Raw genomic sequence first — 23,258 nt, forward strand, 5'->3', positions numbered from 1 at the left:
ATTCGCTGTTGTCGGCGCTTAAACGTGCTTGAGCATGTCTTCAACCGAAGTTGATTTGACGTATCGAGCAGGGGCGTCGCCTTCGGCCAGCACGGCAAAATGCCTTTCGCCGCACTTGATCTTCGCCCCTTCTTTGTGGCGAAGATCATCCCACCATCCGCTGCCCTTTGTTTCTACAACAAAGTACAGCTTTTCTTGCCCATCATCTTCAATTAACACCGCCCAGTCCGGGTTATAAGTCCCGAGCGGCGTAGGAATTTTGAACCAGGGCGGGAGCTTCGCATAAACCTTTACTGCTTCGTTGGCTTCAAGGTCTTCCGCAAACCTCTTTTCGACACCCGCCGAGTCATAGACGACATGCTGATAGACCGATTTCTGCGTCTCCAGCGTGTTTTTTAGATAGCCTGTCAGCTCCTCTTGTTTGAACAGCTTTTGAGCATAGAAATGATCAGCGCCGATACGCTGATAACGAATGCCGTCCACTAGTGCGAGGCGCTTCGCGCGGTTGATTGCTTCTTCGGCAATGTCGATGAACTCCTGCGGGTTCTTTTTGAAGTCGTGCAAGCGCCGACTATTCGTCAGGATTTCGACCAAACTTTTGCGCGTGAGGTGCGTCTTGTCCTGAAGGTCCGTAAGCAGATCGGGCAGCTCGATATCGCTCTCATTGATCGTCGTAAATATCGATGTGTCGCCCTCGTTTGCCTGCACCCCACCTTTTCCGATGGCAATGTCCGCCTTTCGGAAGCGAGCCCGTGTCTTCGTGATGGGTGGAGCGTCCCGAATTGCCGTCGCGCAATCCTCGATAAGTTTTGGATTGTCAAAGTCCACACGGTACGTGGTCTTGTGCTTTATCCGATCCCAAAGCTGCTTGAATTCGTCACTCTCCAAAACCGCCTCGCGGGTACGGATGGTCACGCGCTCATCGGCGTTCTTGATATCCAGCTTGCCCGCGAGTTTACGCAGAATGTCCTTGATATCCGCCTCTTGTTCTTCGAATTCATCGGGAAGCGCTAGCGCGTCCTCCTTTAACGCCGTTCGCAGGGTGTCCAGCACCTTGCCACGACTATCCAAGTATCCTTCGCCCTCCAGGAAGTCCCATATCGCCTCCGACTTTTCCACGCCGAGCGGCGCAGTCGTTCCATCATCGGAAGTCACGGCGATGTTGGCGAACTGGTGTTTTTCCACCACGCCAAAGCGGATGCCCGTGTCAGCTTCGATCTCCTTCTGAAGGTTTTCTGCGAACTGCTCATAGCTTTCCGTTGCGATGACGGTCAGAGTGTTCACATCGAAGCCGCGCAGGCGGTTGCCTTCCTGGTTAACGCAGAGACGCAACCCTCGGCCGAGCGTTTGCCGCCGCTCGCGCTCCGAACCCATGTCGCGCAGGGCGCAAATCTGAAAAACGTTCGGGTTGTCCCAACCTTCCTTCAAAGCGGAGTGGGAGAAGATAAACTTGAGCTTCGAGTCAAAGCTCAGCAGCTTCTCCTTATCCTTCATAATCAGGTTATAAGCACGTTCGGCGTTGTCACGGTTCGTCTGGTTGTTCTCAGCCGTTTCCGTCCAGCCGCCCTTCTTGTCGATGGAGAAGTAGCCGTCGTGGACTTCATCCGCCTCGATATCGAGATCGACCTTCTCGAAGAGCGTCTGGTACGTTTCGCTCTTGGCGAGTTTGCAGTACTCCTCCTCGAATATCAGAGCGTACTTGCCCTTCACTATGTTCCCGTCGTCATCGTACTGGCGGTAGAATTCCACGCTGTCGATGAAGAACAAGCTCAGCACCTTAACATCGCGCTTTTGCGCGGCGAAGCGCATCTCCTTGTCCAGATGCTCTTTGATGGTGCGGCGTATCATCAGTCGCTTGAGGTCATCAGGATTCACGCCGCCGACTTCTTCGCCTCGATGAAGGGTGACTTCACCGCCTGGCATGTTCAGCTCCATCGACTCGTTGCCCTTACCGCAATTGATCGTGCCAATCCGGAAGTTGTCGTAGATCGCGCGACCTGTCTCTTGCTCCAGATCATCGCCATCTTCGACAGTCAGGACGTCCCGCCGCACGTTGCCGCCGCGCATGAAGTCCGCTTCGATCTTTGCGCTGATTGAGCCGCCTCGGTTGTGGGTCGAGAGTAGCTTCACGAAGGGCTTGTTGTGCCCTCCCTCAACTTCGAGCGAAGCAACTTCAATCTGCTTGACCAGTTCCCGCTCATATGCATCCACAGCGTCCAGGCGGTATACCATGTGGTGCTTGTCCACATGGGTTGCAGAGTATCGCAACGTACAGAGCGGGTTCATGTCATTCAGGGCTTCTTTGCCTTTGCCCTTTAAGCCGCCGTCCACACTTTGCGGCTCATCCACGATGATGATCGGATGAGTTGCGCGAACAAGGTCGATGGGTTTTTCGCCCCCCGTCTTCTCGCTGTCCTTGTAGAGGTTGTTCACATCCTTTTTGTTTATCGCTCCGACCGTGGCGACCATGATCTGGATGTTAGGACTCGTCGCAAAGTTGCGGACCTGGCCGAGCTTGGTCGAGTCATAAAGAAAGTACTCGTACCCTTTGGCGATGGGGTACAAGTTCTCGAAGTGGTCACGGGTGATCTGGAGCGTTTTGTAAACGCCTTCTTTGATTGCGACGGACGGCACGACAATCACAAATTTCGTGAAGCCATAGGACTTGTTCAGTTCGAAGATAGTGCGGAGATAGACATAGGTTTTCCCCGTGCCTGTCTCCATTTCAACCGTGAAGTCGCCGCTCGTCAGAGACTCTGACGGGCGCAGACCATTGCGAAGCTGAATGGTGCGCAGGTTCTCAAGGATTTCGTCATCTAGCAGCTGAAGCCGGTTGCCGATGCCGAGTTCGCTTTCTGTGATACCGAACGAGCCTTGCGCAGTGTCATCGGGGCGATAGGTGACGGTAAATTCCGTGCGATTGATGTCCTGTCCTTGGAACAAGTCCACGACCGAGCCAATCGCCGCGTGCTGATAGTCCAGATTGTCTTCAAAACGTAGTTTCATGTGCCGCTTCCGATCTTACAGGCTGCGCACATGAGCGATGCCGTTCTGTTCCAGAATGGCCGTCATGTTGGTCTTGGCAATGTCATCGGCAAAAGCACTGTCGCGGAAGACAACCTGTGTGTCTGAGGCAGGCTCAAGTTCCTTGTGCCAAGCACAGATGCCCTGTGCCAAAGATTCAATTTCGTCCTTGCCGATACCGGTATCTAGGCAAGCGAAGAGGACACCGAAGCCGATGCTATAGACTGTCTTTCCCGCGATCTCTTTCTCTTCAATCGGAACTGTAAGATCGACACCGCGCTTGAGCAGAAGTTCGTACAGCACGTCTTGCTCGCTTCGGCCTTCGACAAGGTGCTCGGCATGATCTAGGAGACTTTTTTCAAGATCAGAGGCGTCGGGGTTCCAGGCACGAATGTTGCTACTATCAAGCTTGAAAACTTTGAAGCCAAGGTCTCCTGTATACTCAGGGAAATTGTCTTTTATCCTCTTGGCAGCTCGACGTATGCGCTCCTTCCCAACATCTGCAATATTCTCAAAACCAAGTTTAGCTGCATCATGTTTCTCATCAATTTCTTCTGGAAGTTGAACCATAATGTAGCGAATTGGGATTGCACTTTCTTGGCTTCTTTCCATCACAGCCTGCGCCATTGATGCCGAACCAGCAAAAAAATCCAATACAATCTCGTTTGGATTGGACACGGCTAGTTCAACTATTCGTTTCAAAAGTTGGGGAGGCTTGGGTGTGTCAAATACTTTCTTCCCATCGAAAAGCTGCGCAAGGTCCGTTGCTGCCATTTGAGTGTTGCCTGTGTCGCTACCACTCCAAAGAGACCGAGGAACAACGCCCTCCATCTCCGACAGAAACAACTTTACCCTAGGAAATTTTGCGTTTCCGTCCGCACCCCAGTAAAGCCTTCTATCTTTTTCAAGATCGCTCGTTACGTCCGGCCCGTATTTCCAAACCGCTGTCTCTTTCGGCCATATCTCTTCGCCCGTATTTGGGTTCACGATAGGATAGTAAAGGTTAGGCCTCTCCTGCCGCGATTTATTGCAAGTGTATGTCGCCGAATTCCAGTTTCCGCGTTCATCATCATCCGGATTTTTATAGTACTTTAGTTGTGATCCTGTTCGCGCCAATTTGTTCGGGCGCCAAAGCTCTTTATTTTTGGCATAGACCACAATTGAATCGCAGTCAGTGCTAAAGTACTTGGCGTCATTAGCTGGTGATACACGCTTATGCCAAGATATCGTTGAGACAAAATTCTCCTCTCCGAAAATTTCATTCATTATCGTGACTACATTTGAAAGCTCAGAGTCATCGATTGTGATAAAGATGGAACCTAGCTCTGAGAGGAGATTTCGCGCCACTTTAAGCCTCGGGTACATCATATTTAACCAGTTTGTGTGGTAGCGCCCGGAGCTTTCGGTATTGGAACTGATCTTTAACCCCTCTTTGTCACGTTGACCCGTCAACCTGAGGTACGTGTCGAGTGTGTCCTGGTATTTATCTGGATAAATGAATTCGTTACCCGTGTTGTAAGGTGGGTCAATACAAATAGCGCGGATCTTCCCTGCGTAGCTTTTTTGCAAGAGCTTTAGAACTTCCAGGTTGTCGCCTTCAATGAAAAGGTTCTGTGTACTGCCCCAGTTTACACTTTCTTTTGGAGAAGGACGCAGCGTGCCTGTTGATGGGGCGAGGGCGATCTGTCGCGCTTTCCTCTTGCCGTGCCAATTAAGGCCGAATTTTTCTTCCTGTTCCGCGATCTGATCACCCAGTAGCTGGCGGAGTGTTTCGAAATTGATTCCGTCCTCCGTAAACGCATCTGGGAAAATGGCCCTAAGAGACTCGATGTTTTCTGCGACAATATTCAGACTCTCGCCATCTTCTCGCTTCAGTGCGTCCATTGCTCCGTTCCTCACAATTCGTTTCTTGCCGCTTCAATGCGGTCACTCAGTTGCTTGATCCTCGTGTTCAGACTTACCTGATTGCCAAGGTTTTTCTCTTTCTTAAGCTTGTTCCGAAGTTCGCTCTGCTCCTGATGAAACTTCTCGATCTGGCGCAGCGCCTCCGTGCGTTCTGTTTTGCTCCTCGGCGTCTTGCCCGCTTCGGCTTGAAGCGCGTAGCGTCCAGTATGTACAGCACAGTTCAGAGCAATCACCCGCGCGACGGCATCTTGATAAAAGTCATATAAGTTGCGGTAGCTGAAATTCGTGACACGGAAATCAGATAGGAACGCATCTTGCGCCGCGTTGGGTGCGGTAAGATCTATCCAGCCCGTGTCATAGCTGGCTTCCGTCACGATCTTGTTCGCATCGGCTCGGTTGATCCGTTTATCGGCGGCAGTGATCGCCAGCCGCGAACCGCAGGCGAAAACGATCAGCAGTGGATAGGGGATGGCCTTTTGGATCACCGAGGCAATCCGAGTGTGGCGATCTGCGGCAGTGAGCATCACCTGCAAGATCGCGACCTCAAGATACTCATGAGCGTTGTCTTCAAGCTTTGGGATGTTGATTGTTGAAGGCTTGATCGTGTAGCTCCATTCGATGCTGTCGATGTCTTCGACAAAAGCCTTCTTGTCGGTCGCTCCAAGCTGTCCGTGCTCATAAAACTGCTTCTTGAACAGGCGCTTGCCGAGGTGGCAAGCCTCTGGCACAGCCAGGTTTTCGTGGAACTGATCGATGGAGTGAATTTCCGTCATGGTGTGTTCACTACCATGTAGCTGACCACCTCGAAGTCCTCCATGCCCTGGAAGCTATCTTTGGTGAGGTTCGTACCGCCACGCGAGAACAGACTTTCGACGCCTTTTTCTTCAGCCTTGCCGATCACGCTCGCGACAGCGGCCTCAAGCAAGGCGCGGTAGTGGCTCATGTCGCGCCCGTTCTTCGTCGAGGCGTTCATGCGGGCGACGGCATCTGGATCCACAAAGCGCTTACCGAGGCCGTGCTTCTTCAAGACATCGAGCACCTTCTTCGATTGCGTAAAGGTGAGGCTCACCTTCCCGTCATCGCTCACATAGGTGAGGTAGTAGGGTGCAAGTGCGTAGCCATCATCGTTGCTGACAGGCTTGCCCACATTCTTCAGGCAGAAGATCACGCCCGCAGGCAGGCCTTCCAGCCTGAGCGCATGGTCAAGTGTCGCGGCCGCGTAGAGACCTGTCGGGGCGCTTTCCAGCAAGTCCAGGTTCTCTTTCATGAAGGCCGACAAATCCATGCGGAAGTCGTTGAGCGTCAGATCGGCAATCGATACGCCGCCCGACATATCTTCAAGGTCAACTACCGTCTTTTGGAGTTGTTCGAGTTGCTTGCGCCGATACTCCAAGTCTTTCATCTGGCCTGCGCTATCCTGCTCGATGACGTTCTCTTCACCCGTGGCTGAGATATCGAGCAGCACCATACGACCGCTCACTCGCGCTTCCAGGTTGATGTACTCATCCAGCTCCATATTCGGCCAGAAGTTGGCGAGCTGAATGACATCGTTCTTCGAGCCTAGACGGTCGATACGACCGAAGCGCTGGATAATCCGCACGGGGTTCCAGTGGATGTCATAGTTGATGAGATAGTCGCAGTCCTGAAGGTTCTGGCCTTCAGAGATACAGTCCGTAGCGATAAGTAAGTCGATCTCTTCCCTCGCTCCTTTATCAATCTTCGAACGCTCTTTCGAGACGGGCGAGAAGGACGCAAGCAGACTGTCGAAGTTATTGCTTTGCCCTGGCATGTTCGTCTTGTTCGTGCCGCTGCCCGTGATCTGCGCGGCGTTGATGCCGAGCGTATCCCTCGCCCATCCCGCGATGTTTTCGTAAAGGTAGTTTGCCGTATCGCTGAAGGCTGTGAAAACAATGATTTTGCGGTTGCCTGCGTTGATCGGGTTCTTGCACTTTTCGGCGATCAAGTCGCGCAATCCGTGGAGTTTTGCGTCACGGTTCGCGTCGATCTTGCGGGCTTCGTCCAGCAACTCGGTGAGCTTGGCGCGGTCTTCCTGCAAATCCTGACGCCAGCGATGCTCGTCCATATCTTTGATGAGCACCTTCACCTTGCGCCCGATCAGGTAGGCATCGAAATCTGGATCATCGGTTTCTACATCCTCGATTCCAAGTTCTTCGATGTCCTCAGAACTGTGGCGCTCCAGCTTGTCGAGCAGGCTTTCGACCTCGCCGAGCAGTTTCTCCAACGTCAGGCCGAAGGAGTTTATCGAACTTTCCATGCGCTTGAGTAAGTTTACGCGCATCAGGTGGATAAGGCTCTGTTCACGGTCGATCTGGCGGAACACCGACTGACCGCCTTTGACCCTCACATCGTATTTGCGGCTGTACTCTGCCCGCTTGTCTGCCCGCACATATTTTAGCGGCGAGTAGGCGCTTAGGTTTAGCCTTCGGATAGTGCGGTTAATCTCACGCAGCGGCGGGAACTGCCCCTGAGTATCGATGTCAGCCTTAATGTTGATCGGCTGGAGCCGTTCAGGAAACGAGCCGATTTCCGTTACATCGTAGTACTTCTCGATATGCTTTCGCGACCGAGCAATGGTCAGCAGGTCGAGCAGCTTGAAATAGTCAAAGTTCATACCGTCGAGCAGGGCTTCGACCGTTCTTTCATTCTCCTCCTGGCGCAGCCAGTTGTTGAAGCGCGTCTGCGCCTTTCGCAGTGTTTCCTCAATGCTGCCGATGCCTTGCTCACTATAGGCGCTATCGATGCCTTCTGTGATGAAGGCAACCTGATTCTTCAGGTCATTCATGCGGTTGTTCACGGGCGTTGCCGAGAGCATCAGCACTTTCGTCTTGACGCCTGAGCGGATGATCTCATCCATCAGTCGCGAATAGCGGGTAAGGCCTTCCTTAGCCGAGCTGGAGTTCCGGAAGTTGTGGGATTCATCGATCACCACCAGGTCATAGTTTCCCCAATTTAGCGTTTCGAGATTGATCTCTCCTGACCGGCCTTGCAGGCGGGTCAGATCGGTATGGTTCAAAACATCATAGCTGAAGCGATCTGCCGCGAGCAGGTTGCGCGTGTCGTTGACTGTGTAGACCGTCCAGTTGTCCCGCAGCTTCTTCGGACACAGGACAAGAACGCGGTCATTGCGCAACTCGTAATATTTGATGACCGCAAGCGCTTCGAACGTCTTACCAAGGCCGACGCTGTCCGCGATTATGCAGCCGTTGTATTTTTCGAGCTTGTCGATTGCGCCAAGAACACCATCGCGCTGGAATTTGTAGAGCTTGTTCCAAACGATGGTATCCTTGAAACCAGTCTTCGACTTGATGATGTTCTCTTCATCGATATCTTCGAGGAAGTCCTTGAAGATATTGTAGAGGGTCAGGAAGTAGATGAACTCTGGCGTCTGATCTGTGACGAGCCGTTCCAGCCGCTCCAGTAGCAGGGACTTGGCGTCTTCGACGGCATCAGGGTCATTCCAGATCGCCTCGAACCACTCCAGCATTGCTTGAGTGCTTGGTGCGTCTTTCGCGCACATGTTCATGTGGAAACGATTGGATTCCGAGTAACCGAAACCTGTTGAGGTAAACCCCGAACTTCCTTGAATGCCGATGGCATCGCCATCTTTGCTTTGTGCAAGCAAGAGGTTCTGCCCGAATGCGCGAGGGTTCTTCGCAACCTTGATGTCCGCTTTCTCGGAGAGCCATTTGGCGCACTCTTTGGCTATGCGGTTCTGGTCAAGGCGGTTCCGAAACCGTAGTTCGAATTCATCGCCCGCCAGCGTAGCGGTCTTTCCGTCAGCCATATCGTTTGACGGCTCTTGAGCCAGGATAAGGCGAAACACGTCGAGCCCCTTCAACTCACTTCTTAGGGATTCAAAGCCGTAGATCGAGAATAGGCCCGAGATCACTGAAAGTCGCGAGCCCGCGTTCAAGTGCTCGCGCAGGGCATCTCCGACCTTGCCGTTCTTTTTGTTGTCCAGAATCATTAATTGTTCGCCCCGCCGTCCTTCATTCGTTCGACAATCCAAGCATCAATCTCTTGCTTTCTAAATCGCCACGCACCCCCAACCTTGAAGCCTGGGATCTTCCCTTCCGCTGTGAGCCGATAGGCGGTCTTTTCCGTTATCTTCAGATAGGCCGAGACTTCCTTGATCGTCATTATGTCGGTCTGCATGCCTCGCCTCTGAAAATTGGTCGCATTATGAGAAAATACGGAAAGAAACGGTAAGCACAACACTCAGATGAATCCCTTGCTCACCCTTTTGCGGAGGACGCCCGCGCGGAAGCGCCTACTGTGCGACCGCTTCCGTGACAACTAACGCCTTTGCTCCATCATCGTTGGCTGCGACGGGAAGCGCGACATAATCATCACCCATCATCATCCTGAAGTGCCCGCCGTGGTCGGAATCTTCGAAAATTCTTTGGAAAACGTTGAGATAGCGATCAACCTGGCCGGGATCACAAGCCATATAGAGGTCATCAGTGGCGAAGTGCGATCCGTCATTCACCCACGAGAGCAAAGTGCTACAGATCATTTTGTCCTTGCCGTTGAATTTTTCGATAATGTCTTCAGGTGTTATGCCGCCATAAAATTTGAAGTAGTGTTCAAGGATTCTGCGCATGACGTTCTGTATGGCCGTATCCGAAGGTGGCTTCTGCCTGACTTCTCGCCAGAGCAGTTCGTAGCTCGACTTGATCGGGTTCTCGTCAAATGGCATGAGTTCTGAACGCTGCGATGTTTTGCGCACAACCCAGAATGTCTCATCACTTTTGGCTTTAGCGGCGCTACGTTTCTTGTCGAACGTAACTTCCTTGTGGAAATAGATATTGTGCGTGAGCACAAACACCTGTTTGATTGAACTTGTGCCCGTGCGCATTTCGGCAACGATGCTCTTTATCAGATTGCAGACAATGAAAAGTATGTCTGCATCGAGGCTCGAAACTGGATCATCGAACACAACGACCTTGTCATTTGTGCCACCGCTCGAACTAAACGATCCTCCAGCCAGATAATAGAAATACAGAAAGGTGATAAAAGATTTCTCGCCTTCACTCAATGTTCGCTTTGCATCGCTACCGTCCACCCGCTTGACTTCATAGAAGCCGCTATCCGAGCTTTCGGCTAGATGGAAGTTGGTGAAGCCAAATGATTTCAGGAGTTTGTTGATTGCGTCAATCGTTGGCTTGATGCTGGTGATCTTTCGCTCATTCTCCTCTATCTCTTCTTGCTTGGCTTCAAGGTATTTTGTCTCAGTGTTTATCTGGCTCTCCAGCGAGGTGATCGCTTTGTCGAGCCCACCAGTTTCCGCCTTGAACTTATCGTAGATTGCCTTTGTGTCTTCGAGCAGCCTTTTCCAAACCTGTGACGTCAGTTCTTTCTTTCGCGCAGCGAGATTATCGATTGTATCGTTGTTTGCTATTACCTTCTTGTTGGCCGCGTTGATAAGGGCATCCACCGCTGAGATTAACGGGGCTGTGCTAGTAAGCGTGGCGACGGCACTTGGTTCTTTTCGCTTAGCCGTGATGTGCTCAATATTGCTATCCAGAGCGAGGCCAAGGGCTGCAACGTCCTTTTCGAAGGTCTCGCGGTCAAGGTAGGGCGACTCAACAATATCGGTGGCTCTGTATGCGTTCAGTAAGTCTTTTGCTGCATCAGCATAGCCGGCGAGCAGTTTGTCGATTGATACGAGGTCGGAGATGTAACTCTCGTCAAAATACGCTTCCAGGCTCTGCTTGAAGGCTGCATCCGTCTTTTGTTGGCAGAATGGGCACTGGTCCTCTAGTTGATCAAAGTATTGCCGTCCCTGCTGCACCCAATCGCTGTTGCCGAGCTTTTCGATTAGCGCCGCGATGTCCACGTCTTCTTTTCCGATGATCTTCTTCTTCAGGATCGCTGAGCCTTCCAGTATCGATATCTTCGAGCTATCCTGATTGGGCAAGACTGTTGCCTTGGTTAACGACCCCGAAAAGACCGTTGCCGCGTCTTCACGTAGTTCTGAAATATCCCTCACTGTAGCGATGTTGCTCGACGCTTCTTTGAGATAGCGGTCGCAGAAGCTTTTCTTGTTGTTGTTCAGTCCTGTGAAGGCTGCTTCCAGTTTATCAAACTTCTTTTTGGCGCTCCATACATCCTCCACGATCTGCGCGGTGAGCGCTTCACGTTCTTTCTTCTTTCCGCTTGCTCCATCTTCGCCGAAGAGATTCTTTCGGAGCCCACCAAGCTTTGTTTTGATTACATCAGCCTCGCCCTTGAGAGTCTTGATCTTCTCGGCGATCTCGACGTTCTCTCCGAATGTGTAGATACCCTTGATGCTACTTTCTGCATCGAAGTGCTTTTCGACAAAATCCTTATTGTAGACGCGGGTTTCCAGCGGACTGCCGCCCGCCCAGGTTATTTGGCAGTCAGGGAAAGTTCCCGAGCCTTCGATAACACGGGAAATCGTTGTCTTGCCTGATCCATTCGAGCCGAAGATAAAATTGAGCTTCTTCAATCCTTCGAGCTTGGTGCCCGTTGCATCGTACGCGCCTTGGTTTGCTAAATGGATAGCTTCAATCATTCGTGACTCGCTTGAAAATCTTAAAGTTGTGACAGCAACCTGCCACTCAACCCGATTTTCCTGCAAGGATTTTCTAGACTAACGTCATGCCGTCAGATCTATGGGTGGCCCGTTTGAGCGCGGCATTTGCTTTCTCTATTTGTTTTCGAAGTATTGCGGCCAGCTTGCGAAGCAAGTTCGGATCGCCGGGGTCTGGGATCGGTTCAATGCCAGTCGAAGTTACATCGTCTGAGCGGTTATCTGCAAACTGTGCCGCCAGTGGCCGCAAACTTATCGCTGCCAGTGTCAGTTCCTCACTCTCTTTCAGCTCCTGCTGATTGCCTGAAAGATTTTCAGAAGAGCGTTCATGCGAGCTATTATGGCCTGGTTGCTCTGGTGAATCTGCTCCTGCCCTTGGATGATCTGCGATAGCAGGTCCCGCAAAGTTTGGTCGGGAGCGGGCTTTGTTGGCTCTGAGTTCATGTAATATCTCCTGTGTTTTTGAAATGAATTTGGCTACGTCTTGGGCTTTGATTTTCAAAGTTCTGTTTGCGTTGTGATCGCGGATGCCTTCCGGGGTTTCGATCATAATCCGGCTTCGACCGCGTCCTTCGGGAATGGCGTCGGCCAGCTCTAGCCCTTCGCGCTCGATCAGCTCGGCCAGCTTGGCGGGCTGCTGGTCACGGGGCAGGGCGGCAATGGTTGTGAGCTGGTGGCGTAAAGCTGGCAGGTCAAAACCTGATCGCTTGGCCTGCTGGTGCTGATCGTTGGAAAAGGCAGCTCTGGGGCGCTCGTCGTCGCCCAGCTCAGCGGCCAGGCGGTCGGCCAGCTCGTCTTTGCCTTGTTCTCGCAATCTCATTTCAGCAAAAGCATTGTTCGCGCCGTTGGTGAGCTGGTGGCCGAATTGCAGTTCGCAAAGGCGGCTAACAGCTTCGTCTTTCGCCTTGCTCCTGAATAGCTTGTATGTGCGCCCGGTCTCGCTGTTCTGAGCTGGTCGGATCAGGTGATAATGCTTTTGGGTCGAACCATTTGCGCGCTTGCTTTCGTGCATCGCCAGCGTCTCAGGATCATCAGGATTGAACCCGAACTCGGTGCGGATCGCGGCGACGGTCGCGGCCAGCTCGTCGGGTGTCAGTTCTTCGCTCGGTGAAATGATGATGTGTAGAAGGCCGTTCTTTCGGCCTTTCAGCTCGGCAAACTGGTCGGCAATTAGGAGCTGGTCGTTATCATCTTTGATGATCTCGACTCGCTCGTTGTCGCCATCACTAACTGCATAGTTAGTGATGCGGGGGCCATCGCCCGAAGCTATGCCACCCGTCTTGATTATCATCCGGCGTCCAGCTCGTCGGATGTGTCAGCGGTGGGCTTCAGCTTCTTCAACTCGGTGCGTAACTCGGCCAGCGGTTCACCAAAGGCTCGGCGTCCTTGGTCCAGAACGCGGCCCATCGCCTCGAACTGGGCAGGGGACAAGGTGCCGTTTTGGTGGGCCTCGTTGATGCTCTTTTGCGCCTGATTGATGTTGGTCGCGATCCCGGTCAACTGGCGGGCCACAGCCTCCAACTTCGAGCTGTTGGGGGGCGCAAATGTGGTCCTGCCGAACGTCATAAAACGAACGTAGTCAGCTTGTGATAGCTCGTTTTGATGCGCCCATGTTTTCAATCGGGCGGCATCATCTTCGGTCAGCCGCATTTTGAACATGCGGTCCCGGCGGGGTCTGTGTCCCGGTAGGCCCTCCGGGGTCTGCGGGGTCGTGTGGGTCATAAAAAAATCCTCGTTTTTGTTGTGGCCCGCAGGGAGGGGTCAAGGGGAGGCGTAGCCTCCCTTTGCAAGTGTCTGGTGGCCCGCAGGGGTCATCCAGTCCCACTTGCTCTTTCCTAAACCCCCAAATGTTCAGGCGCTGATTTGTAAATTGCAGTGAAACATTAAAATGCAAATTCAGAGGGATAGCGGGCCACACGGGCCACATGAAAGGGTCACAAAGAGAACTGTGGACCGGCGGGAACGGAGGGTCACAAATTGGAAAAAGAAGAGATTCCCCAGCGTGAATCTGGCGAGATTATCACAGCAAAAGAAGCGTTTCGCCTGTGGCTGCTATGGGCAGTTTGTTCCCCGCATTTGCGGGGGGTTCAAAAGCCATGTTTTCGGACGTGGTTGCAGGGTGGGCCTCATGGCTCACCCTGAAATGTTTATAGAACATTAAAGCCAGCTTGCGTTCCGCCTGGATCTGCACACCTGCAAGGCAGGAGGATCAGGCAATGAAATTTGAAGAATTTGAGCTAAAAAGAGCAATGGATACGGCGTTGCGCGAACATTTTGAGCTGCAAAGAACGATCATTGACCATCTGGAAAGGAGCGAAAAGCGGGAACGTGCGCTGTTGGCTATTTTTGGTGAAGCGCTGCTACAAGAGACGGGTGGCAGGAAATGAATATTATCACGGTGATGTTCAACATGTTCTCCATCAATTCGAAGGAGCTGCGGCGGGCATTTGCTCGGGCGGTTGGCCGCCCTTCAGGAGTTGGGTTTCGGAAGAATAAGAAAACGGTGGCAACTGCGCGGATGTTGTTGCTGGCATATGCGGCAGCTCATCGAGCGCGCCGGGACATTGCCTTTTTCAGCGGTCTAAGGATGTGATCAGCGCGGGCCTAGTTCGCGGTTGATGATCCCGGCAATATCGACCGCGCCGGGGTCGTCTGGATGGTCGACCTCGTCGCCAATTTCTTCCAAAATCTCAGAAACTCTCAGCTTGGTTTTAGCCTGAATAGACTGCCACCATTCGCGGTTACGCTCGGGCAGATGCGCAAGCTGTTTCACGGCTTCTGCGACCGTCACAGCCTCTGTTTCGATCAGGGCGGGGCGTAGTCGTTCGATCTGGTCAGGTGTCATGAACTGGGGCCGGATACGGCCAGCCATTGCTGCGGCGTCCACCGCCGTGGAGTCGTCAAAGTTGCAGGGGTGTGTTTCAAGTTTTTTGGTCATTAGATGCATATGTGCCAGGCAATGAAAGAGACGTTTAGAAGTCCTCAATTTGCCGCCCCCGAGCGGCAAGGGCAGGTCTTGTATTTTGTGCTGTGACTGCAATTTGAGATTCAGCAACTGTAAGCATGGCGGGGGCAGGTCTCTGGGTCAGGGTAGAAGTGCCTCGGCCCTTTTTATTCGTCGTTGTCCTCAATCTCGATCTGGCCACAGCTCTGACACTCCCATTCGCGGCTTGTTTCCGTGAATGTGACGGTGTGTTCGGTCTGCTCGTCGCATACGTGGCACTTAAGGTTTGCTATTGAGAAATTTACACCGTGTTTTAAGCCGAAGAGGGCAACGATTGCTTGGTCGAACTCGTTGCCGACCCCGCCTTTTGAGCTTGCAAATCCGAAAACGTGGTTCATCGCGGGGCCATTCCCGTTAGAGGGGTGATCGTTTCTTCCAGCTCAGTTTGTGTTGCGCGAAGCCGCTTAATTACGCCAAGGATTCTATTGCGGACCTCTGGCGCAAGATCGCTAGTTAGCTCGCTTACCAGAGCCACGATGAAGCCGCTAATCACTCCGATCATTGCAACCGCCAAATCGCTGAACTCAGCGCCTTTTTCGTTGACTTTTGCGAGAACAAAGTGAGCTGACTTTAGCGTAGCTTCTGCTGCTTCGATTAATTCTGACATTCGATTACCTTCGGCAACTTGGTTATTTGTTTCTTGTTTTTTTCAAAGTTTTTGTCACTGACGGTTTCAATAAAACTTTGCAGGTGTGTGAGCGCTTCACGGTTTGATGTGTTGTCGCCGCCATAATTCAGGATGTGTTCTAGAACCGTAAGCCAAGCGCCAGATTTGATCCTCGTCCGAATATGTTCTCCGGGCTGCCGCTGAACGATTACATGCCAGATCGAGCCTCCTAGGTAGTGTACCTGTCCCCTCTTGCCCTCAATGTTCTCCGCAATAGGTCCAATAGCACTAATAGGTATATTCACTTCGCCTACCTCATCGTACCGCTGGTAATATTCCGCTACTAACACTTCGCTGAACTTCTTGAGATTCTGTGACGTTTCACGTGCGCAGTTACTTTCGGCTGCGGATATCATGTCTGTGTTTGGGCCTTTGGTAGTCATGCTCTGCCTCTTTCTTTATTGCGCTAAACTGCGGTAGCGCAGATGTAGCGACTGGTAGATGTCGCACAACTCGCGATGCAGCCTGTTGTAGCGCATGTCGATTTTTGTCAGGTTTAGGCAGTCCGGCGGCGAGATGTGATCGCACAGGATGTTCAGCGCTTCCTCAATCTCGAGGGCACGGACTTCCAACTCGGCGGTTTTTATTGCATCGCGGATGCAGTCAAGGGCTGTGATTTTGGTCATTCGGTTTTCCTCTTTGGAGAGTTCGTTCAGAATGTCTAGGGGAACGAATTGGACCGCTGTTTAGCAGCGCTCCCATGGCCGTATGTGAACGTTGCTTTCTTCGGTGAAGCGAGTGAAGAGATTTTCCTTGAACGGAAGAAACTCCAACAAAGCACTTAATAACATGTGCTTAGCCGTTGTGTTGGGTTTTGGCTTTCTCTGCTTCACCATCTTCACCATCTTCACCATCTTCACTCCGCCTTCATGGATTTGGCGTCGGGAACAAACCTCACAGCTCCCTTTCCTTCACCTGAAGTGATACGTCCGGCTCTTTTCCATCCCTGTGCCACCAATTCTTGTGCGACCCGCTTGGCTAAGAGCGGTGTCATGTCGGCGCGCTTAACACCCATCTTGCTCAACACCTGCTTGGCTGTCACTTCCGTGTAGCCGTGTACCGCCTTACAGATATCTTCACTCCAAGGATCGACGGGGCGGCGATTTGAAACTTCTTTGCGAGCAATTTTCTCCGCTTCACCTTCGAGCCACCAACGCTCACCTTGACGATACAACTCGACGGCCTCGGCCCAAATCTGGTCTCGGTCGCGAGCAATTGCATTGATGTCAATTTCCCCAACACGGACAGGCCAAAATCGGCGTCCACCGGTTTCGTCACGTTGCCAGTCTTCTTTGTTGGTTGTGCCAGCGAATACGCATCGACGGGGTTCGCTAACCTCCTCACGACCATAAGCCGGACGGAATGTTTCCACCTGCCTCGAAATGAATGCTTTAACGGCATCCACTTCTCTCCGCATCGCCTCTAGTTCGCCGACTTCGATTACCCACTTTCCACGCAAAAAACTTGAAGCATCCTTGGTCCCCATCGCTGGAAGAGCATCGCTGAACCAGGCTACGCCGGTCAGAGTTGCCAAGGCGGTAGATTTTTTTTGTCCTTGGGAGCCCTCTAAAACCAGCATATGATCAGCTTTGCACCCCGGTGAAAGACCGCGAGCAACTGCTGAAATGCACCAACGCTTGCCCGCCTCGGAAGAAAAAACACTTGGTTCTGCTCCGCAATAAGCGCTTAACCAAGTGTTTAAACGCTCCTCTCCGTCCCAAATTAGGTTGTTTAGATAATCTTGGAGGGGATCAAAGTGATTGTCGCGGCAGGTCTTTCGTACAGCTCCTTGAACAATATCCATGCTGGTTCGTGGAAAGCCATTTCGATTGAACCAGCATTGAACAGCTACGTAGTCATCATCTTCGAGAGGACGAGGAGAAATACCTGCTTTTTGTCCAGGAATTGGCCTCAACAAGTACTTTTGCGCGGTGAACCCATTATAAGCTAAAACACCTGACCATTCTGGGTGTTGGGAAAGCAGAGTAAGTGCATTTGCTGGGTTAAAGAACGGACGACCCTTGTCGTCCCGAACTAGGCTCAGTTCGCTATGGCGGAACTTTGGTTCCGTGTTTTCTTTTCTTTGTTTGGGGCCTCTGGGTTTCTCGATACCGGCCTTAAAACCACTATCGATGGTGCGCCAAGTTTCCAAAGAGTCGAGGCCAATGGCAGAAGCTGCTGCCTCCAGTCGCTCACGAACCAATGCTTCACCTAAGTGACCGCCAGAGACGACCTCAAACAGTGCGGACGCAGATTTGAACAACTGATGATTGCGACCGCCTACTGGTGTGGCGAGTAGCGCAGCTAGTTCAGATTGCAACGCCGCTTGCGCCCAACGGTTGTCGATGTCGGCATTCAAGCTTTGCCTGGGTTCAGCTTTTTCCTTTTCTGGCTTCAACACTAACTTCAGCAGCCAGTCTGGGCATTCGGCTAATTCGAATAATCCAGGTGGGTTCTTCCAGCGATATCGTTGGTCAAACCCAGGCCGGACGGAAGGCACTCCTAATACCATCCCTCCATCAGCGCGTACGTCCACACCTGGTGCTACTTGGCCTGCCGAGTTGCGAATATTAATGCCTTCCGGCCACTTGAAGTATAAATGCCAAGAGCCGGTGGGACTGAGGGCTTCCACCGTTTCAGGCAGAGTTCCGTTGGCATCGATGAGGGAGAACAAGTTGGAAACCCCATCTGTCTTGTGCCCTTGCGGTGTATCCGCCTCGATCACAAAAAATCCGGATTTTGGTCCCGTGACGATTCCAACATTAGCGGATGGCCATTTCTGCCAGTCCCTCGCAATTACACCTTGGTCCGTAGTAGCGCCCCATTTTTGACCGCCACAGTGTTTCTCGGATTTGTAAGACTTTTTCTCTCCGGGCGGCACGGGAAAAACATGCCACCCTCGAGCAGCGTACTCAGTCGCCGATTTAGCGATGCTGGTGTAATCAGTGCGCATGTTCATTGAAACTTTCCGGTCACTGGCGAGAAAACGGAGGCTGGCTCAGTTTTCTGAGGTGCAAGAAGTACTTTCTTCGCGGCTTCAGGCTCAAAGCGCCTGGATTTGGCGTCTTCGATGACCTCCACAATCTCCGAGCGAGGCCAGCGTGATAGGCATCCGATTTTGACAGCCGGTGGTACTGTGCCATCGGCAACCCTGCGCCAAAATGTTGGCACTGAGATTTGAAGATACTGTGCGCTCTCAGAGGCGGTAAGAAGTGGATCGATGTTGTCCATTGATCAGCCCTTTCATTTTGTGACTTGGGCTGATCCTGAACGATGAATTCGTTGCAACGAACTATTTAGCGTTGCGAATTATTTGAATGAATTATGAGCGGACTGTTTTTAATTTAGTTTTCAGTACGTTGAAGCTCAGCTTAGGTCCACCTTTCGGTCCAGGTTTGCCCAATTTGACATTTTCCCTAGTAGCATCAGCCCAAATTACATTCCACGAAGCGTCTTTCAAATTGGGAGCCAATTTTTGTTTGATTTCTTGCTTGTTCCACCTTCCCTCGATGCTCAAAGTAAGGATGTCGTGGACCAAGAGCGCATCGTAATCCATCGGAATATCTAGTTTTGCTTTCTTGAGATCTTCAAAAAACCTGCCGAAGTCCGACCCTGCGAATGTGATCGGTTGATAAAGCTGCGCTCCGTACAAGATCCGCAGATTAGAGTTCGCTCCATGCGATTCTTTGCCTAGAGAAGGCAGGTACTTCAAATGCCCTGATCCAACTGTTCCAATACGGACATCGATATGAGTGTTCGCAGGCCCAGTTTCGTTGTCTGGACGTCGGAATAGTTCGGCACTGACAGCTGCCGAACCGCCAGTAGGCATCAAAACTTCTGCCTTATGTTTATTCGAGCTTACGAAATCCCAAGTGAAATCTTGAGCAAGCGTCAAAAAATGGTTGTAGAAGTAGTCCCAAGCTTCATCGTCCTTGTGGAAACCACTTACGGCAGGAGCGTCAAGAAAAGTCGGCGCTGGGAAGCCACTCTGTTTTTCTCTAGGTTTCTCTTTCAATTCATAAACAGTTCTTTTTCGCCCACCAGGTAGCATCAATATCGCAGGATCATAGTCTTCTTCTTGCCCTACAATTTCTGAGGCGGTGTAGTAGTTAGGCTCGTCGTCCCGCACATCACCATCGGGATCCCACCTGAAGGTTGGCATTTTACTTTCGATCAAGGACAGCACTTTTGAGTGAATGTCGTAGAGCGACGTTCTGGTTCGGTCGTTTACAAACAATTGTTGGCCTTCATGTCTCGGTTGCGATGCTGGTTACGTGTTTCGCCCACTTCTCCATTAGAGGGCGACGTTTATCGAGAAACTGGGTTCGACGGTAAGCATCCATAACTTTGTTCCCGCTTGAGTGAGCCAAGGCAGCTTCTGAGATGTGCTCAGGAGTATTCGTGGCTTCTTCGCACCAATCGCGAAAGCTTGACCGAAAACCGTGAGGTCGGGCATCTAAACCCCTTCGTTCCATCAACCTTGCCATTGTGGCGTCGCTTAAAACGCCTTTTCGTTTGGCTGGAAACAAATAACCCTTTCGCGCAAATGGCTTCGCCAATTTGATTACGTGTTGGGCTTCTTTCGAAAGTGGGACACGGAAATCATCATCTTCGCCAACCTTGGATTTCATTTTCTCATGGGGAATGGTCCATAAATCTGATGAAAGTTCTTCCGTTCGCAAGAAGCGGATGGGCCCTGATCGCATTGCGGTAAGTATTAGCAGGCGTAAGGCAAGGTGTGTCGGTGTCGGCTCGACGAGACTAGCGTAGAAGTCAGGCACATCTTTCCAGTGCATCGCAGGGATGTGTTTTACTTTGTGGCGCTGTTTCCCAAGCAGGATTTTTGCCTTCGCAACCGCCTGAAGGTTAACGTCGATATCGTGTGCGGACGCATGGCGAATACAAATTCCCAATCGCTCAATTGCCTTTTGGGCTGTGGATGCTTTTTCGTGCCAAATAGGCTGGAGGGTGTTACGAATATCGTTTTGGTCGATTAGAGAGACTGGCATCGAACCCAACTTAGGAAGAACATGAAGCTCTAACGGACTAAACCAGCGCCCCGCTTCACCGTCGTTTTTTAGCTCGGCCTTTCGAGCTTCGAAGGCGTCTTGAGCTATATCGCGAAGCAGGTACAAATCTCGCGCAGCTTCCTTTTTTTGTTTCTCCCTCTCTTTGATCGGGTCCTTGCCTTCTCGTAGAACTTTTCTCCACTTTTCTGCTTCATTCCGTGCCTCCTTCAGCGAGACTTCTCGGGCAGAACCTAAGCCCATTTCTCGTCTGCGGCGGTACAATACGTACCGGAGAAACCATTGAGCCCCGCCGTCAGCGCGTTTGTACAACCAGAGGCCGCCGCCGTCGGAGTACTTTCCAGGTGGTGAATTCTTTACTTTAAGTGCGGTAAGTCTATGAAGCGCTCTCGTCATTTGTCCACCTTTGTGTCCACCTTTCGCCGCGAGGTTTGATGATGGCTATTGATAGACCTTGAGATTAAGGGAGGCAATTAACTACATAAAAATAAATAATAAAAATGGATTAATTCTGCTCATTGAGATCGACTGATTTCAGTTGATAAGTGATTTCGAGGCGTCTCGACCGCACCATAACTATCTTGATCGGTTGGTTACTATACTTATCCTGCCCATAACTTTGGGGTGGGACAGTAGGATTGAGCTGAGCTTTTTGCGTGGGCACGCACTTACAAGTCTTTCTAAAACGCAGTAACTGGTGAAGTACCAGTAGGTTTTGAGGTGATTGGAGATAGTTTAATGTCGGCAGGTACATTTTTGCTTGGGCTCGGTGGCCAAAAATGTGGAACAACCTGGTTGCATCGTTATCTGAGCACTAGTGTTCAAAGCGATTTTGGTATCGTCAAAGAATACCATGTGCTGGATAGCCATTTCTCGCAATCTGAACGCAATTTCTACTATGACCGCCTCGCCGAATTATCCGGAATTGTTGGCCAGGGAGAAATAAATAAGAAGAAGCGATTAGAAGCGCTCACTAAGTTGTCGGCTTTCACACAAGACCTGCGACTTTACTTTGATTACTTCGGGCATCTTCTGGACAGCGCTGAGGAGACATGTTTGACAGGCGATCTGACCCCCAGCAATAGCGTGCTGGCAAAAAATCAAATGGAAATCGTGCGCGACAACTTCGCTAAAATGGGGGTGGACGTTAAAGCCATTCAGCTTGTGCGGGATCCTGTCGAGCGGATAATTTCTTCGACCCGTCACAGGTTTAGGGATCAGAATGTGAATCCGACTCAATCGGAAGAAATCTACGGGATTCTTAATGACTTAGACAGCGTGTTTAACGAAGTTCGATCAAGATATGACCGTGTTGACAGTTCGGCCCGTGAGGTGTTTGGGGACAACTACAAGCTGGTCTTTTTTGAAGACTTGTTTCAGGAGTCGACGCTTCGAGATATCTGCGATTTTCTATCGATTGATTTTGTAGAGTTTGATGCAGGTAAAAAAGAAAATGTCTCCAGAACCGACAATACCATTCCTGATGAAGCCAGGAGGGCGGTCGCGTTAAAGTTTAAAGAAGTATATACCTACATTTCGGGTTTAATAGGGTCGGAACGCGCAACCGAACTTTGGAACAGCTATCGATTTTTTGACCACCCAACTGCCGAGAGGGATTTGCAAGACGAACGATTGTTGGTTGTTGGCGGTGTGCAGAAAATGGTCGCTATCAGAGATGCAGCTTTGGCAGAGCGCGATGCGGTAATTGCTGATCGCGATGCGGTAATTACCGAGCGTGATCAAGTTATTGCCGAACGAGACGAGGCTATTGCTGAGCGCAACAAGGCAGTTGACGAAATAGATCGGCTTCAAAGCGAACTACAGCACATCAAGAAATACCCGTGGAAACACGCAAAATCTTTCTTTGAGAGAAAGTGACCGCAACCTAGCTTACTGCCCGGCTTTAGGTATTCAGGATATCTGTCGTCCGATATAAATGAGCGTGACTGTAGGGAAGTGTGTACTGCTACACCAGTTTGCCGAGGATTACTGATATTGCCATTTCCTGTCTCGCCCGCGCAGGCGGGGTTGTGTATGACGATGGGCAACTTAGGTCAGGATGGTGTAGATGTCGCAAGCCATTACCGTATTCACCACGATGAAGAACGAAGGCCCTTATATGCTAGAGTGGGTCGCGTTCCATAAAACGTTGGGGGTCGATCACTTTGTGATTTTCACCAATGATTGTGACGACGGAACAGATGAAATTGCTGTCAGACTTCAGGAGCTTGGACTGGCGACCCACGTCTCGAACGAGGTGAAGGAAGGCGGCAATCCACAGCATCAGATGCTGAGGAGGGCACGACGTCAACCCAAGGTCAAAGAGGCCGACTGGTTACTTTGCCTGGATGTGGATGAATTCTGGAATATCCGACACGGAGACAATAGTTTTGGTGCCTTGATTGCCGAGGTTGAAAAGCGCGCGGGCCAGCCAGTTGATGCGATCTCATTTGCGTGGAAACTGTTCGGAAGTTCCGGAAACATCAGTTTCGAAGATCGTCCTGTGACTGAAGTTTTCTCGATGGGAGATCAGGAGTTTCCGTATCATTCGGGCCGGGCCTATGGTCTGAAAACTCTGTTTCGCAACAATGGCAAGTTCACGCGGTTTGGTCCTCATCGCCCGAAGGGCGTTGAAGAGGGCAGAGAGGGCGATATTGCCTGGTCTGATGCAGGGGGAAACTTGTTTCCGTCGGAAAAGGTGGGATGGCGGGCCTGGCGTGGGTTTGACCACTCGCTCGGGCGGCTGCATCATTATTCGGTGCGGTCTCTGGATGGTTTTCTGATCAAGCGGGACAGGGGACGGACCAACCACATCAAAGTGGATCAGGGACAATCTTACTGGCAGGACATGAATGCCAACAAGGAATCTGACCAGTCCATTCTTCCCATCGCGCGGCGTGCGGCGCCGCTGTTAGCGGACTTGAAGGCGGACACGAAGCTGGGGGCGCTGCACGTGCAGGCCTGCGATTGGCACCGCAGCAGGATTGCCGAGATCAAGATGCGCCCGGACTGGGTGGACTTTCGGGTGTGGCTGGCGGACAATCTTGTTTGAGG

General features: G+C 51.5%; 19 protein-coding genes. 3 read left to right on the forward strand and 16 right to left on the reverse strand.

All coding sequences use genetic code 11. From position 1 onward, the window contains the following. Positions 1-18 precede the first annotated feature (18 nt). The 8 genes from ACR0IY_RS00665 to ACR0IY_RS00700 form a co-directional block, all read right to left on the reverse strand. On the reverse strand, positions 19-3,006 hold the full coding sequence (locus tag ACR0IY_RS00665; RefSeq protein WP_480669816.1) for a type III restriction-modification system endonuclease: 2,988 nt from the start codon (positions 3,004-3,006) through the stop codon (positions 19-21). Positions 3,007-3,021: 15 nt separating this feature from the next. After that, complete coding sequence (locus tag ACR0IY_RS00670; protein ID WP_480669817.1) at positions 3,022-4,908, reverse strand: site-specific DNA-methyltransferase; 1,887 nt, start codon at positions 4,906-4,908, stop codon at positions 3,022-3,024. Positions 4,909-4,919: 11 nt separating this feature from the next. After that, positions 4,920-5,702 carry a DUF4391 domain-containing protein gene (locus tag ACR0IY_RS00675; protein WP_480669818.1) on the reverse strand — a complete coding sequence of 261 codons (783 nt, stop codon included), beginning with the start codon at positions 5,700-5,702 and terminating at the stop codon, positions 4,920-4,922. Then, on the reverse strand, positions 5,699-8,917 hold the full coding sequence (locus ACR0IY_RS00680) for a helicase-related protein (protein WP_480669820.1): 3,219 nt from the start codon (positions 8,915-8,917) through the stop codon (positions 5,699-5,701). Before ACR0IY_RS00680 ends, ACR0IY_RS00675 begins: the two co-directional genes overlap by 4 nt. Further along, complete coding sequence (gene mads1 / locus ACR0IY_RS00685; RefSeq protein ID WP_480449972.1) at positions 8,917-9,105, reverse strand: methylation-associated defense system helix-turn-helix domain-containing protein MAD1; 189 nt, start codon at positions 9,103-9,105, stop codon at positions 8,917-8,919. The genes ACR0IY_RS00680 and mads1 overlap by 1 nt, the downstream gene beginning before the upstream one ends. Positions 9,106-9,220: 115 nt before the next feature. After that, positions 9,221-11,488, reverse strand: a complete 2,268-nt coding sequence (locus tag ACR0IY_RS00690) for an AAA family ATPase (protein ID WP_480669822.1) — start codon at positions 11,486-11,488, stop codon at positions 9,221-9,223. Positions 11,489-11,561: 73 nt separating this feature from the next. After that, the gene (locus tag ACR0IY_RS00695; RefSeq protein WP_480669823.1) at positions 11,562-12,797 is read right to left on the reverse strand and encodes a hypothetical protein; all 1,236 of its coding nucleotides are present in this window, start codon (positions 12,795-12,797) and stop codon (positions 11,562-11,564) included. Further along, positions 12,794-13,228: a plasmid mobilization protein gene (locus ACR0IY_RS00700; RefSeq protein ID WP_480669825.1), complete on the reverse strand. Its 435-nt coding sequence runs from the start codon at positions 13,226-13,228 to the stop codon at positions 12,794-12,796. The genes ACR0IY_RS00695 and ACR0IY_RS00700 overlap by 4 nt, the downstream gene beginning before the upstream one ends. A 494-nt stretch (positions 13,229-13,722) precedes the next feature. On the opposite strand from ACR0IY_RS00700, the gene ACR0IY_RS00705 reads away from it, so the two are divergent. After that, a complete protein-coding gene (locus tag ACR0IY_RS00705; RefSeq protein ID WP_480449969.1) occupies positions 13,723-13,893 on the forward strand; it encodes a hypothetical protein in 171 nt (56 codons plus the stop codon). A 206-nt stretch (positions 13,894-14,099) separates the two neighbouring features. Here the strand turns inward: ACR0IY_RS00705 and ACR0IY_RS00710 are convergent, their stop codons facing one another. The 8 genes from ACR0IY_RS00710 to ACR0IY_RS00745 form a co-directional block, all read right to left on the reverse strand. Continuing rightward, entirely contained in the window at positions 14,100-14,444 is a 345-nt protein-coding gene (locus tag ACR0IY_RS00710) for a hypothetical protein (RefSeq protein WP_170716971.1), read from the reverse strand. Between the two features lie 400 nt (positions 14,445-14,844). After that, on the reverse strand, positions 14,845-15,117 hold the full coding sequence (locus ACR0IY_RS00715) for a hypothetical protein (protein ID WP_170716969.1): 273 nt from the start codon (positions 15,115-15,117) through the stop codon (positions 14,845-14,847). After that, the gene (locus ACR0IY_RS00720; protein WP_480669827.1) at positions 15,105-15,560 is read right to left on the reverse strand and encodes a hypothetical protein; all 456 of its coding nucleotides are present in this window, start codon (positions 15,558-15,560) and stop codon (positions 15,105-15,107) included. The genes ACR0IY_RS00715 and ACR0IY_RS00720 overlap by 13 nt, the downstream gene beginning before the upstream one ends. A gap of 15 nt (positions 15,561-15,575) precedes the next feature. Further along, positions 15,576-15,803 carry a hypothetical protein gene (locus ACR0IY_RS00725; protein ID WP_170716965.1) on the reverse strand — a complete coding sequence of 76 codons (228 nt, stop codon included), beginning with the start codon at positions 15,801-15,803 and terminating at the stop codon, positions 15,576-15,578. A gap of 230 nt (positions 15,804-16,033) precedes the next feature. Then, entirely contained in the window at positions 16,034-18,136 is a 2,103-nt protein-coding gene (locus ACR0IY_RS00730; RefSeq protein WP_480669828.1) for a VapE domain-containing protein, read from the reverse strand. Continuing rightward, a complete protein-coding gene (locus ACR0IY_RS00735; protein WP_480669829.1) occupies positions 18,133-18,408 on the reverse strand; it encodes a helix-turn-helix transcriptional regulator in 276 nt (91 codons plus the stop codon). Before ACR0IY_RS00735 ends, ACR0IY_RS00730 begins: the two co-directional genes overlap by 4 nt. A 91-nt stretch (positions 18,409-18,499) precedes the next feature. Next, positions 18,500-19,354 carry a hypothetical protein gene (locus tag ACR0IY_RS00740; RefSeq protein WP_170716961.1) on the reverse strand — a complete coding sequence of 285 codons (855 nt, stop codon included), beginning with the start codon at positions 19,352-19,354 and terminating at the stop codon, positions 18,500-18,502. 70 nt (positions 19,355-19,424) lie between these two features. Continuing rightward, positions 19,425-20,600, reverse strand: coding sequence for a site-specific integrase (locus ACR0IY_RS00745; RefSeq protein WP_170716958.1), 1,176 nt, complete (start codon positions 20,598-20,600; stop codon positions 19,425-19,427). A 342-nt stretch (positions 20,601-20,942) separates the two neighbouring features. On the opposite strand from ACR0IY_RS00745, the gene ACR0IY_RS00750 reads away from it, so the two are divergent. Further along, positions 20,943-22,082: a sulfotransferase gene (locus ACR0IY_RS00750; RefSeq protein ID WP_480669831.1), complete on the forward strand. Its 1,140-nt coding sequence runs from the start codon at positions 20,943-20,945 to the stop codon at positions 22,080-22,082. 190 nt (positions 22,083-22,272) lie between these two features. Next, positions 22,273-23,256, forward strand: a complete 984-nt coding sequence (locus ACR0IY_RS00755) for a glycosyltransferase family 2 protein (protein ID WP_480669832.1) — start codon at positions 22,273-22,275, stop codon at positions 23,254-23,256. Positions 23,257-23,258: the final 2 nt, after the last annotated feature.

The sequence above is a fragment of the Ruegeria sp. BC1 genome (assembly GCF_056539305.1).